The sequence below is a fragment of the Opitutus sp. ER46 genome, from assembly GCF_003054705.1.
Lineage (GTDB): Bacteria > Verrucomicrobiota > Verrucomicrobiia > Opitutales > Opitutaceae > ER46.
Window position 1 is genome coordinate 13,870 of record NZ_QAYX01000017.1, and the last position, 12,946, is coordinate 26,815.

9 protein-coding genes are annotated in these 12,946 nt (G+C 67.6%); 6 read left to right on the forward strand and 3 right to left on the reverse strand.

All coding sequences use genetic code 11. From position 1 onward, the window contains the following. Position 1: 1 nt before the first annotated feature. Positions 2-1,537, reverse strand: a complete 1,536-nt coding sequence (locus tag DB354_RS02425) for a radical SAM protein (RefSeq protein WP_107833846.1) — start codon at positions 1,535-1,537, stop codon at positions 2-4. A 202-nt stretch (positions 1,538-1,739) separates the two neighbouring features. On the opposite strand from DB354_RS02425, the gene DB354_RS02430 reads away from it, so the two are divergent. Both DB354_RS02430 and DB354_RS02435 read left to right on the forward strand, forming a co-directional pair. After that, entirely contained in the window at positions 1,740-1,922 is a 183-nt protein-coding gene (locus DB354_RS02430) for a hypothetical protein (protein ID WP_107833847.1), read from the forward strand. Positions 1,923-2,770: 848 nt separating this feature from the next. Beyond that, entirely contained in the window at positions 2,771-3,574 is an 804-nt protein-coding gene (locus DB354_RS02435; RefSeq protein ID WP_146180078.1) for a M14 family metallocarboxypeptidase, read from the forward strand. Positions 3,575-3,894: 320 nt separating this feature from the next. Here DB354_RS02435 and DB354_RS02440 read toward each other — a convergent pair whose 3' ends face one another. Further along, positions 3,895-5,445, reverse strand: a complete 1,551-nt coding sequence (locus DB354_RS02440; protein WP_107833849.1) for a hypothetical protein — start codon at positions 5,443-5,445, stop codon at positions 3,895-3,897. 139 nt (positions 5,446-5,584) lie between these two features. After that, positions 5,585-6,673 (reverse strand): alanine--glyoxylate aminotransferase family protein, encoded by a 1,089-nt coding sequence (locus DB354_RS02445; protein ID WP_107833850.1) that lies wholly within the window; start codon positions 6,671-6,673, stop codon positions 5,585-5,587. A 169-nt stretch (positions 6,674-6,842) separates the two neighbouring features. Between DB354_RS02445 and lpxK the strand changes: the two genes are divergently transcribed. The 4 genes from lpxK to DB354_RS02465 all read left to right on the forward strand — a co-directional run bounded on the left by lpxK (position 6,843) and on the right by DB354_RS02465 (position 12,928). Continuing rightward, positions 6,843-8,063: a tetraacyldisaccharide 4'-kinase gene (gene lpxK / locus DB354_RS02450; protein ID WP_107833851.1), complete on the forward strand. Its 1,221-nt coding sequence runs from the start codon at positions 6,843-6,845 to the stop codon at positions 8,061-8,063. Between the two features lie 198 nt (positions 8,064-8,261). Further along, positions 8,262-9,386: an aminopeptidase gene (locus tag DB354_RS02455; protein WP_107833852.1), complete on the forward strand. Its 1,125-nt coding sequence runs from the start codon at positions 8,262-8,264 to the stop codon at positions 9,384-9,386. Between the two features lie 121 nt (positions 9,387-9,507). Next, on the forward strand, positions 9,508-10,488 hold the full coding sequence (locus DB354_RS02460) for an adenosine deaminase family protein (RefSeq protein WP_107833853.1): 981 nt from the start codon (positions 9,508-9,510) through the stop codon (positions 10,486-10,488). Positions 10,489-10,636: 148 nt separating this feature from the next. Next, on the forward strand, positions 10,637-12,928 hold the full coding sequence (locus DB354_RS02465) for a TonB-dependent receptor (RefSeq protein WP_107833854.1): 2,292 nt from the start codon (positions 10,637-10,639) through the stop codon (positions 12,926-12,928). Positions 12,929-12,946: the final 18 nt, after the last annotated feature.

Sequence of the window (12,946 nt, forward strand, 5' to 3'; positions counted from 1 at the left end):
GCTACGCCGTGTCGAGTTCGGAGGGCAGTTCCTGGCCCTTGAGCGGACAGCCGCGGCAGTTCTCGTCGCCCTCGGGGCGGAGCATCGCGCGCCGCAGTTGCTGGAAACGCGGGCCGAAGAAATGCGACTTGAGGTCGGGGACTTCGCTCAACCGGCCGAGCGCCACGCGGTGCCACGGGCAGGGCAGGACCTCGTCCTGGTTCCGGATCGTGATCTCGGTGAACGGGCGCGTGCAGTAGAGGTGACCGAAGATGTCCTGGAGGCGCGCCTCGGTCACGCGCGGGATCTTCGGCTTGGGTGGGGCGAGCTCGCCGGCATCGGCCGGCACGCCGCGGATGATGGCGAGCGCGGTGGCGGCGTCAGCGACGGGCTCGTCGGGGCCGGGGCTCCACGTGGCTTCAGTCGGCAGGGCCGGCGGAATATAGACGACGATCCCGGCGGCGGCGCCGGCGGCGATGGCCTGGGCGCGGTAGTGATTGAAGCGTCCCGGGTAGTGCTGGAGTTGCTCGTCCTGCAGGGCGAACTCGCCGAAGCAGTTTACGACGTGGCGGAAGTCGACGTAGGCGAGCTCCAGTTCGCGGGCGATCTGGATGAAGTGCGGCGCCTCGTGGATGTTGCGCGCCATCATCACGAAATTGGCCGTGAGGATTGGGCGGTCGACGCCGGCGCGGCGGCGCAGGTCGCGCAGGGCGGTGATGTGCGACAGCACGCGCTGGAAGTTGGCGCCCTTGCGAATGCCCTCGAATGTGGCGGCCGCCACACCGTCGATCGAGAAGAGCACGTGGTCGACGCCCTGCTCGACGATCACCTTGCGCAGCGGCGCCGTCATCAACATGGCGTTCGTGCAAAAGCAGATGACGAGGCCCGGCCGGACGGCGCGCAGGTAGGTGACGATCTCGGAGAAGAATTTCGAGGCGAGCGGCTCGTCGGCGCAGGAGAGGAGGATGACCTCGACGGCGGGGGCGATGCCCTCGAACAACGTGCGGAACTGCTCGAGGCTGATGGACTTTGCCGGGCGCTTGAAGATCTCGTCCTGGCTGTAGTGGCACATGATGCAGCGCAGGTTGCACTTGTTGATCAGGTCCAGCCGCAGCGTGATGCCAGAGCCGCGGGTGAACGCCCGCCGGAGCCGGTCCTCCACCAGGTTTTCGTCGCTGCACGTGCGGACGTCGGCGGGCACCGCCTCGGGGGCGACGGCGGTCGCCTCGCGCTGCACCGGACTGTGCTGCGTCCAGTCGGCGGGCAACTGCCACCAGGAGCCGTCCTGCGCCTCGACCCACCAGGTGCCGTGCTGCGGTTGGGCGGCCGCCGGCAGGGCGAAAAGGTAGCCGCTGCGGGCGGCGGTCGGGGCGTCGGGGAAGGCGGCGCGGACGTCGGGACGAGGATCACCGAGCCAGACGGCGATGGGCTTCGCGTCGGGGAGTTGGGCGAACAGGCGGCGAATGGGGCGGTCGGCGACGAACCAGCCCTTCAGGGCGAGGAGATTGGCGTCAGGTTCGGGCTGGATCTGGTCCAGGCAGGTCGTCGTTCGGAGCATCGCGTAGGGCGGGCACTATTTGTGGGCGCAGGGAATTGGCAACTCCCGGCAGTTTTCGCTCACGCGAAAACTGAAAGGGGCGGCACTGCCGCCCTTTGGTGGGGCAGAAACACGTAAAGTGGAGGGCGGGGCTCAGGGCGCGAGGGGCGGTGACGATGATTTGTGCCGAACCCAAAACTACGGCGGCTGTCCCTTTTGACCCATGCCCTCGTCCTCCTATCGCGCCCGAGCGTTCACGCGCGGCTCCGATTTCAACGCCGGCTTCTTTGCCGCTGCGATCGTGGCTGTGACGATCGCCGTGGCCGCTTCCATCGCCCTGCCGCGTGTGGCCGCATCCGTGCACGGGTACATTGTGCAACTGCGCACGGCGTCCCCGTCGCGCTGACGGCGGGAGCTGACGGCGGAAAGCTGAACGCCGCAGCGGCAGCAGCCGGCCACATGTGGTCGCGCACTCACCAAATTTGCCTCCGGCAACTGTCACGTAATACGTGACACTGGCGCGATGCCACACGAGGGAGACGTGCGGAAAGTGTCACGTAATACGTGACACTTTTGGCGGGGCGAGAATGTCGCCGGATGGCTGATACGTCGGCTCGGAACGCGATTGGCGGCGACGCGACTTCGATCGAGGCGCTGCACCCGGCGGGACGTAGGCCGTTGCGCGGTGAGGCCGAGGGATTTACGTCCGTTGGAGGGCGCAATACAGCGCGCTCAGAGATGACAGGAGTTCGTAAACAATTACCGCCACGTGAGTCATAAAGCCTAGTAGGCGACTCAAGAACACTAGAAAAGGCTTGCGCGCGACGCAGAGGGCGGCCTTTGTCGCCCACGTGAAGTCAATTCTTCGAGGCCTTTTCGCGCAGCGTGCGCCGGTCAGCTCGGCGAGCCTTTCGGCTCCCGCGAGCGTCGGCGCCCTGACGATGCATCCCGGCTCCATGCGAGCCGCGGATGCGGGCGCTCGATGTTTTTCGGAGCACCGCTGACGCGGTCGCTGGGCGCATCGGAGCACGACTCCGGTTAAGCGCCAGCGAGCGACCCGTCAGAGCGGCGGGTTAATCCATGCCGAGTGCGGCCCCGGCCGCTCCGCATGCTTCAGCCTCCGCCCGTCCGTACCGCCGCTGGCCTTGGTGCCGGTCGGGGGGGCGAGTTCCGGTGCGTCTGCGCCGTTCCCTGCTGAGTTCTCCCGTATTGCCATTCCGCGCGTGTTCGCGGCGGCCTGTGACTGATCCAATGATGAAACTCCTTTCTTCTGTTCTCGCGCGCCATGAGCGCGCCCTCCTCGAGCCCATTTCGCCGGCGGCGGCCTGGCACGAGCAACTCTTCCGTACGTTTCGCGCCGTCGAACAGTCGCGCCACGTCTTCGCGTCGCCCTTTGGTCCCTTGCGTGGATCCGCCGGATCGGCGCACCTGCAGCGCTTCGTATACTTCGGGCCGGGCGCGACGGATGCGGCGTTACGGCTGAGTTTCCTTGGGGGGCTCGATCATCGCGAGCTGCGCGGTTCGCTGGCGCTGCTGCGTTTCATCGAGGGGCTGGCGCTCGCGCCGGACCTGGGGCAGGGGCTCGATCTTTCGTTCTTTCCGCTCGTGGACGCGCTGGGGCTGGCGGAGGCGACGCCGGCGCGGGATCTGGCCGAGGAAAACTGGGCGACCTCAACGGAGCCGGAGATCCAGGTGCTCGAGCACGATGCGCGGCTGCGGGGCTATCACGGTTTCGTGCGGCTTGAGACGACGACGTCCGACGAAGTGACGGTGCGGTTGCATGCCGAGGCGGCGACGGAGAACGCGGCGCCGCCGCTGGAACTGATTTCCTCGGACGAGATCGAGCCGCTGCCCGTGCGCTGGGAAGTCGAGGCGGACGCCGACCCGCGGCGCGGGCCGCTCGCGGTGGCCGATGATCTGCCGGTCGCGCCGTTTGAACTTGTGCTCGCCATTCCGGCGCTCTGGCCGGCGGCGCGGCACACCGCGGCGGTCTCGCTGTTTCTCAAGCGCTTTGTTCGCCGTCACCGTGGGTTCATCGCCTACGCGCAACACCTGTGAGAAAGTGAAAGTGAGAGTGAGAGTAAAAGTGAGTGTGGACCGAGATGTGAGAGGGAATGTGGGCGTGAAAGTGAGCGGCGGCGGAGCGGCGCGTCTGAGCGGCTGGTGTGGACCGGGAGGATGAGCGGCGAAGCGGCTCTGACACTCCGTCAGGGGCGCGGACTGCCGTGAGAGAGAAAGAGGAAGAGTAGGAGAAGGAACAACGCGACGCGCGCCGTTGTATGACTTTCCGCTGCGCCGGGGTCGGATGATCCCTGCGGGGTTAAACTGGACGCTCCTCGTGGGGCCGACCTCGGCGCGGCGGATTCTCCTCCCGGTGTTTATGGCGCCAAGGGGCGGCGGGCGGGTGATTTCAGGGCGACGGCGGCGGCCAGGAGCGCGCCGAGGACGGCGAGCCACGGTCCGGCCGCAAAGGCCACGCGCACGACGCGGCTGGTGACGCTCGGGGGACGCGATGGCAGGATCTCGGGCGCGAGAAGTGCGAGCGCGGACAAGGGCCGGACTAGGATATTACCGTACACGGTCGGATGCGGCGTGAAGCGCAGGATGGGGTCGTCGAAGAACCGGTAATCGAGCGCTCGCAGCCGTTCGTTCATTTCGACCCGCGCCTGCTGCATGCGAGGCGAGGTCAGCAGCGCGCGGTAATGCGCGACCGCCTCGGCGCGGTGGGCGTGCGCGGCGACGAGGTAGGTGCCCGCGTTGAGCCAGACCGAGACGAGCGCGCAGAGGTACAGCGCCGCGAGAGGCACAAGCAGCCGGCGGCTGGCGCGGTGTGGAGCGGTTCCCGGCGACGGGTGCGAAGTGGCGGGAGCGGTGCTGTCGGGCGCACTCGGGCTCGTCACATACGCCAAGGAGGCGGCGAGGACCATGACGCCCAGGGGCAGGAGCGCCGCGATTTCGAAGTGCCGGGCGTGAAAATCAGACGGTGGCCGGCGCCAGGCGAGCATCGCGAGGTTGGCGGCGGCGTAGGTGGCGAGCCCGAGCGGCAGCGCCGCAGCGGCGCGACGCTGGGTACGCCACAACCAGAGGACGCCGGCGATCACGCCGAAAAGAATCGCCGCGCCCCACAGCACGTTGCCGCTTGGCCAGCCCAGCAGCTGCAGGAGGAACGCAGCGCGTTCGGCGAGCGGGAGGCCGGCGGTTCGGATGCCGACCCCGGCGCCGGCCCACAGCGCATACGCGCCGGCGGCCGTGGCCGAGAGGATCCACGCGGTCCAGAAGCCGGGCCGGTGGCGCGGCGAGGCGAGGTGGGTCGCCAGCGTGGCGGCCGGAATCGCGATCGCCGCGCCCATGCTGGAGAGTCCGAAAAGCGTGAGCAGCGCCAGGGCGGCGCCGTTGCGGCCAGCATGTTGCCATCGCGCGACGCACAGCAGCGAACCCAGCAAGGCGAGATCGGAGAGGTAGAAACTCACCTGCAGCCCCGATAGCAGGTTGTAGCCGGAGAGCGGGGTGGCGAACACGACGAGGCAACCCAGCCAAGCGGTGACGGTCACGCCGCGCGCCGCGGCAAACGAAAGCACGCGAAACGTCAGGACGGCCTCGATGGCCCGAACAAGCGCGGCGATGGCGGCGAGGAAGGGAACGTCCCAGTAGCCGTTGAGGCCGACGCCGAGCAGCGAAAGCAGCTTGGTGGTGGCGAGGATGTGCTCGTTGTGCGGCGTGAACAGCAGCGCGAAGGAGGGACCGTCGACCGTCGCGGGGAGGAGGGTGTTGTTAAACTCGGCCAGCCACTGGTCGTAGTACGGCAGCGGACTTCCCGCATAGCCGAAGAGCGCCAGTCGCACGCCGAGCACGATCAGGCCGAGCGCGAAGCTGGCGTTGGCGAGCGTCGGCAGGCGGTCGGGAAGAGTGAGCCGGGCGGCGGCGGGCATCGGGCGCGAGCATCACGGCTTTCCTTTGGAACGTCGAACCTCAAGCCGAGGCGTGAGCAAAAGAAAGAGCCGCGCGGCGGCGTCAGGGACGCAACCGGCGCGGCTCGATCGCTGCCGTTCTCGCGGGGGCGAAAACGGATCAGGCGGAAACCTTGGGCGTCTCGGCGAGGGCGGCGTCGAAGGACTTCAGCATGGCGGCGATGGTCTCATCGGTCTCGTCGCCCATGTTGGAGATGCGGAAGGTCTTGCCCTTCAGCTTGCCGTAGCCGCCGTCGATCACGAGGTGGTGCTTCGACTTCAGGATCTTGTTCAGCGCGGCGAGATCGTAGCCGAGCGTGTTGGCGAAGCAGTTGAGGGTGACGGAGCCGTAGCCCTCCTTCGGGAACATCTTGAAGCCCTTGGCGAGGATGTGGTCGCGGACCATCTTGTTCAGTCGGAGGTGGCGCGCGTAGCGGTTTTCGACGCCCTCGGCCTTGATGTCCTCGAGCTTGGACTTGAGCGCGAAGATCAGCGAGACCGTCGGCGTGCTCGGCGTCATGCCGGCCTCGTGGTTCTTCTGGAACTCGACGAAGTCGAAATAGTAGCCGCGGCCGGGCGTCTGGGCGGCGCGATCGAGCGCGCGCTTCGAGACGGAGATGAGGGACAGGCCCGGCGGCATCGCGAGCGCCTTCTGCGAGCCGGTGATGAGGACGTCGATGCCGAGCTCATCCTTCTTGATCGGCATCGCGCTGAAGGAGCTGACGGTGTCGACGATCGAGATGACCTCGGGAAACTCGCGGACGACCTTCATCACGGCGGCGAGGTCGCTCATGCAGCCGCAGGAGGTCTCGTTGTGGATGAGGGTGATCGCGTCGTAGCCGCCCTTGGCGAGCTCGCGGCGGACAGCCTCGGGGTCGACGGGCTGACCCCATTCAAACTTGAGCGCGGTGGCCTGCTTGTCGTCGCGGAGGGCGACGTCGTACCACTTGTCGGAGAACGCGCCATTCATGCAGTTGAGCACCTTCTTCTGCACGACGTTGCGCAGCGCGCCTTCCATGGAGCCCCAGGCGCTGCTCGTGGAAAGGTACACGGGATCCTTGGTGTACATCAGCGCCTGCAGCTCAGGCTGGATCGCCTGGTACAGCGCGACGAAGTCGTTGCTCCGATGACCGATCATCGGCTGGGCCATCGCCCGCAGGGTCTTATCCGACACGGCGATGGGGCCGGGAATGAACAGTTTGTAGCTCATGAGGAGTGCGCGTAGGCGGTGCGAAAACAGTTTACGCCCCGTAGGGCGTCAACCTTCAATCGCGGTCGTGACACACCTGACACCGCTGCCGATAAACCCGCTGCCTGCGTCCGACTCCCGGACGCCCGAGGGCGCGCGCGGGCGGCGGGGCGGTGGCTGACCTGACGCGATGCAACTGCACTGGCTGAAAAAGCAGGCTAATGCGCTGGAGCTCTACACGATCGATGTGATCCTGGGCCGGCGCGCGGGGGCATCGGCGGCGCTGTACGGCGCCTTGCTGCAAATGCTTTCCTGGCTCTGGAGCGCGGCGGCCCAGGCCAAGCTATGGCTGTACCAGAACCGCATCATGCGCGACCAGCCGCTGGGCTGCCTGGTGGTGGTGGTGGGTAACCTCACGGCGGGCGGCACGGGCAAGACGCCGGTCGTCGAGAAGTTTGCCCGCGCGCTGCGCGATCGCGGCCGGCGCGTGGCGATCCTGAGCCGCGGCTACAAGAGCAAGCGGCAGCCGTTGTGGCGCCGCTGGTGGATCCGCTTCACGCATGCCGAGGAGCCGCCGCCGCGGATCGTGAGCGACGGCCAGAAGGTGCTCCTCGAAAGCGACGAGGCGGGCGACGAGCCGTACATGCTGGCGCGCAATCTGCCCGGCGTGATCGTGCTGGTGGACAAGAACCGCGTGAAGGCCGGCGCGTATGCGATCAAGAAGTTCGGCTGCGACACGCTCGTGCTGGACGACGGATTCCAGTACCTGCCGCTGAAGGGCAGGCTCAACCTGCTGCTCGTGGACAAGACGAACCCCTTTGGCAACGGGCACCTCCTGCCGCGCGGCGTGCTGCGCGAGCCAATCAAGCATCTGCGCCGCGCGAGCTACGTCTTCCTCACCAAATCCAACGGCGAGCGCGACCCGGAGCTGGAGCAGACGATCCAGCAGTACAACCCGGGCGTGGACATCATCGAGTGCGCGCATCGGCCGCAGTACCTGCAGCGTTTCGGCGTGCCGGTGACGGACGCCGCCGCGCGCGAGCCGCTGAGTTTTCTGAAGGGCCGCCGCGTGTTTGCGTTCAGCGGCATCGCGACGCCCGAGAGTTTCGAGAAATTCCTGCGCGACCTCGGCGCCGTGCTCGTGGGCCGCGAGCGCTTCCTCGACCACTACCGGTACACCGACGAAGACGTGGCCGAGCTGTTCGCCATGGCGCGGCGCGACGGCGCGCAGTGCCTGGTCACCACCGAGAAGGACGCGGTGCGCATCCAGGAGACGCAGTCGTGCCCGCTGCCGCTGTATTATCTGCGGCTGGAGATCGAGATCCTGCGCGGCGCGGCGGACTTCGATGAAGCGGTCGGCCGGATCTGTTTTCCGCAGGACCCGGTTGAGCGGGGGCGGGGCGTGGTGTAGAGGGGGGCGGGCTCGAATCTTTCTCGTTCTCTTTCTCTTACTCTTACTCCCCCGCTCGGCGTGAACCGCCGAGCGAAGTTTGAGAGGAAGAGAAAGAGGAAGAGTAAGAGAAAGACCGCGCGGCCCCCCCCCCGCGCCCCCGCCTGTCCGTTTTCCACCTTGCGAGGATCAGCGGGCGGGGCGTTAGTTGGCGGGCAAATGATCATTGATCCACGCTATAACGAGCTCGCGGACGGGCTCATTGGGTTTTCGACGCAGCTGAAAAAAGGGGAGCGCGTCCTGATCGATGCGTTCGACGTGCCAGACGAGATGGTGATTGCACTGGTGCGCGCGGCGCGGGCCCGCGGGGCCTATCCTTACGTGCAGATCAACCGGGCGCGGATCACGCGCGAGCTGCACCGCGGGGCCGAGGAGGCGCAGTTCGCGCCGCAGGCGGAAGTTGAGCTCGCGCGGATGCAGAAGATGGACGCCTACGTGGCGCTGCGCGGCTCGAACAACATCTTTGAAACGTCGGACGTCCCGTCGGAGCGCGTGCAACTGGTCTCGCGGCTGATGAAGCCCGTACTCGACTACCGCGTGGGCCGCACGAAATGGGTCGTCTTGCGCTGGCCGAGCGCGGCGATGGCGCAGCAGGCAGGGATGAGCACCGAGGCGTTCGAGGACTTCTACTTCAAGGTCTGCACGCTCGACTATTCGCGCCTGACGCCCGGCATGAAGGCGCTGGCCGACCTGATGGAGCGGACCGATCGCGTGCAGATCAAGGGCCCGGGCACGGACCTCAGTTTCTCGATCAAGGGCATCGGGGCGCGCGCCTGCGGCGGCCGCCACAACATCCCCGACGGCGAAGTGTTCTCCTGCCCGGTGCGCGACAGCGTCGAAGGCCACGTGCAATACAACGCGCCGACGGTTTATCTCGGGACCTCGTTCGACAACATCCGGCTCGCGTTCCGCAAGGGCAAGGTGGTGGAGGCGACGGGTTCGAACACCGCGCGGCTCAACGAGATTCTCGATAGCGACGCGGGCGCGCGGTACATCGGCGAGTTCGCGCTGGGTTTCAATCCGCACATCCTGCAGCCGATGCGAGACATCCTCTTCGACGAGAAGATCGCGGGCTCCTTCCACTTCACGCCCGGCCAGGCCTACGAAGGCGTGGGCAACGGCAACAAGTCCCAGGTACACTGGGACATGGTGTGCATCCAGCGGCCGGAGTACGGCGGCGGTGAGATCTGGTTCGACGGGAAGCTGATCCGCAAAGATGGCCTGTTCGTGCCGAAGTCCCTCCACAAACTGAACCCCGCGTACCTGCTGGGGAGCAGCCGGTAAACGCGACCCGCGGCGGCGCGCACTCGCCTGGAGCGGCGCGCCACTTGCGGGCCGGCGGAAATCCAGCCACCCTCCTTCTCACCTGCCGCGGCGCGCCCGAGCGCCGCGGTTTTTTCGAACCATGCGCGACTTCATCCAAGCCCTGCCGAAGACCGAAACGCATCTGCACGTCGAAGGGGCGCTGCCCTACGAACTGCTGACGCAATGGCAGCCGGAGCAATGGCCGCCCGATCCGCAGTTCCGCTCGCGCGCGTATCGCTACCCCTCGTTTCCGGAGTTCGACCGGATCCTCCTGGACAACGCGCTGCCGTGGTTCACGACGGCCGACCGCTATCACGAGGCGGCCAAGGTGATGTTCGCGAAGCACGTCGCGCAGAACGTGCGCTACGTGGAGACCAGTTTTCACCTGCCGGTGACGAAGTTCATCAAGGTGCCCGGTCCCGAGATCATCGCCGCGCTGCGGGCGGCGGTCCCGGCGGGGCTCGAGGTGCGGATCTTCGCCGGCATGGCGCGGACCGACATCAACAGCGACCTGCGGCCGACGATCGACGAACTGCACACGTGGGACGACCTGGCCGGCATCGACCTGCACGGGCACGAGGTGCAGCCGACGCCGCCGGAGACGGCAACGATCTGGGCGCGCGTGCGGGCGGCGGGGAAGGTGACCAAGGCGCATGCGGGCGAGTTCGGCGGAGCCGACCGGGTGCGCGAGGCCATCGAGCTCCTCGGCGTCACGCGGATCCAGCATGGCGTGCGGGCGATCGAGGACCCCGCGGTGGTCCGCCTGGCGGCGGAGCGCGGCGTCACGTTCGACGTGTGCCCGATCAGCAACGTCGGCCTGCAGGTGGTGCCCACGATGAAAGACCATCCGATCCGGCGGCTGATCAAGGCGGGGGTGCGTTGCACGATCAGCACCGACGATCCGCTCTGTTTCGGCAACACGCTGGTCGAGGAGTACGAGACGCTCGCGAGCGAGCTGACCTTTTCGCGCGCGGAGCTGGCGGCCCTGGCCAAGAATGGTTGGGAAGTCGCGCAGGTGCCCGCGGCGACGCGCCGGGCCATGCTCGACGAGATCGATCGGATCTCCGCGACCACGACCTGACCCGCCGGACGGGCCTGAATGGATATGCGCGACCGGGGCGACCGCCCCGGCGCGGGCGGGCAAATCTTGGCGAAAGCAGGGGGAAATTTGCCGGCCCGCGTGACGATCGTTGCCCTCAGGCGTCAGACTTTTCGAATTTTCTTCCGCCATGCCGTCCCGTGCCGTCGTTCCCTTGCTGGCTGCGCTGCTCCTCGTGAGCGGCGGGCGCGCGGCTGCCGCGACGACGACGACGACTCCGATTACGTCGGCTCCGTCCGTGGCGGCGCCCACGCCGCCGGCGGCCCAACCGGTGACGCCGCCGGCCGTCGGGCCGGTCGCAACCGACCCCGGCGCGTTGGTCCGGCCCGAGCGCGATCCGCTGATCAAGATGGACGCCTACGAGGTGAAGTCGGCGGAGGACACGTCCTTTGACGGCACCGGGATGGGGAGCTATGAGCAGCAGCTGCGGGACTGGCCCTTTGCGAACGAACTGGTGATGGCGCAGCCGGTGGAGGACGAAGTCGTCGATGTGCAGCTGGTGCAGATCGCGAACCCCTCGGCGGTGGACCTGGCGACGGGGGACGCGCGCCTGAGCCTGCGGGGATTCCCGACGCCGCTGTTGCGCAACGGCTTTGTGACGATGGGGGCGACGGACATGCTGAACACGCTGCGGACGATCGTCATCCAGGGCGCGCTGGTGCCGGTGATGGGGCGGGCGGCGCCGGGCGGTATTCAGGATTTCTGGACGGCGCGGCCGCGGACGACCCCGGGCAAGAAGCTGGAGTATTCGATTTCGACGGAGCAGACGCAGAACGCGACCGCGGAGGTGTTTGGTGTGAGCGTGCCGAAGCGGGTGTGGCACCGGGTGGGGCTGAGCTACACGCGCCGCGAGGGGCCGGAGGAGTTCGCCGCGAACACGACCATGAACGCGAGCGCGGCGGTGTCCTGGAAGCACAGCCCGGTGGCGAGCACGCTGTGGGCGGTGGACGTGCAGAGCGTGCGGACGAATGCCGCGCCGGCGATTCCCGACTACCGGCTGGCGACGGGGCAGAAGATCGTCGGCCCGTATCTGCCGCTCGCGGGCTTCAACGTCTTTGGCCCCGATGCGGGCGTGCGCCGGCGGACCGGCGCGGCGAGCGTGCTGTTTGACGGCCAGCCGCGGCGCTGGCTGACGCTGCGGGCGGGCTTGGAGTCGTGGTGGCGGACCGTCGAGCAGGACCGGTTCACGACGGGCGTGTACAACGTCGCCACGCGACGCTTCGAAGGCACGCGTGAGCCGCGGCACTCCGAGCAGCCGCAGGAGGTTTTGCTGGCGCATCTCGAGGCGACCGGGCGCTTCGATTTCTGGCGCACCCAGCACAAGCTGATGGCGGCGTTCAACCACACCTGGGGTACGTACACGCGCGAGGAGCTCGCGCTGCCGACGGCGGTGCGCAACCAGCTGCCGGCCAGCGTGCGGCTGTTCTACCCGAGCGCGCCGAACTATTACCGCACGCCCTTTGCCGACGAGGTTTACACCCGCGTGCTCACCGACCGGGAGGAGAACGCGCGCTACACGGCGCTCGAGCTCACCGAGCGCATGGGCATGGCCGCCGGGCGGCTGGTTTTCACCACCGGGCTGCGGCAGGATTTGGTGGGCCTGACGCTCGAGGACCGGCGGCCCGGGACCACGCTCCCGTACGTGTCGGACCGCGTGCAGCAGCTCACCTATCACGTCGGCGTCAACTACCAGGCGCTGCCCGGCCGGCTGCTGGTGTTCGCGACGACGAGCACGGCGTTCGACCCCTCGACGCGGGTCGACTCCCGCACCGGTCGTATCCAGGGCAACGACACGACGCGCGGCTATGAGACGGGCCTGAAGGGCAGGTTCCAGGACGGCGAACTGGAGCTGAGCGCGTCGGGCTTCCTGCTGTTCAACCAGGACATCTCGCGCCGGAACCCGCTGTACGACGACCCCATCTACGACGCGAACCAGACGCAGCCGCAGCTGGTCGCGGCGGGCGAGGAGCGTTTCTCGGGTGGCAAGTTCGAGGGCCGGTGGCGCCCGTGGGGGGGATGGACCTTTGCGGCGCGCGCGGCATACACGCGGGCGATCACCACCGCCTCGCCAGACCTGCCGGAGGAGGTGGGCCGGCCGATCACGCGCCTGCCGCCGTATACGGCGACGGCGAGCGGAACCTACGCTTTCGCCAAGGGCCGGCTGAAGGGACTCTCGCTGGCGGCGACCTGGAGCTACGTGTCGGCCTTCACCGCGCAGTATGAGGACAAGCAGCGCTACGCCCTCGAGTATCCCGGCTACGGACTCCTGACGCTGAGCACCAACTGGACGATCCGGCGCAAGAAGGTGGCGCATACCGTGGGGCTGACCCTGCGCAATGCGGGTGACTACGACATGGTAAAGTCGCAGGCGCGCCTGGGGAATGACCGTGAGCTGGTCAGCTCCTACCGGGTGATCTTCTGAGGCTTTACCCGCGGTGGA

Excerpts from the sequence above, each read along its gene's own strand:
- DB354_RS02435 (WP_146180078.1), top strand. The coding sequence starts at position 2,771 with ATGAAACTCCTTTCTTCTGTTCTCGCGCGCCATGAGCGCGCCCTCCTC.
- DB354_RS02465 (WP_107833854.1), top strand. The coding sequence starts at position 10,637 with ATGCCGTCCCGTGCCGTCGTTCCCTTGCTGGCTGCGCTGCTCCTCGTG.
- DB354_RS02440 (WP_107833849.1), bottom strand. The coding sequence starts at position 5,445 with ATGCCCGCCGCCGCCCGGCTCACTCTTCCCGACCGCCTGCCGACGCTC.
- DB354_RS02425 (WP_107833846.1), bottom strand. The coding sequence starts at position 1,537 with ATGCTCCGAACGACGACCTGCCTGGACCAGATCCAGCCCGAACCTGAC.
- DB354_RS02455 (WP_107833852.1), top strand. The coding sequence starts at position 8,262 with ATGATCATTGATCCACGCTATAACGAGCTCGCGGACGGGCTCATTGGG.
- DB354_RS02460 (WP_107833853.1), top strand. The coding sequence starts at position 9,508 with ATGCGCGACTTCATCCAAGCCCTGCCGAAGACCGAAACGCATCTGCAC.
- lpxK (WP_107833851.1), top strand. The coding sequence starts at position 6,843 with ATGCAACTGCACTGGCTGAAAAAGCAGGCTAATGCGCTGGAGCTCTAC.
- DB354_RS02445 (WP_107833850.1), bottom strand. The coding sequence starts at position 6,673 with ATGAGCTACAAACTGTTCATTCCCGGCCCCATCGCCGTGTCGGATAAG.
- DB354_RS02430 (WP_107833847.1), top strand. The coding sequence starts at position 1,740 with ATGCCCTCGTCCTCCTATCGCGCCCGAGCGTTCACGCGCGGCTCCGAT.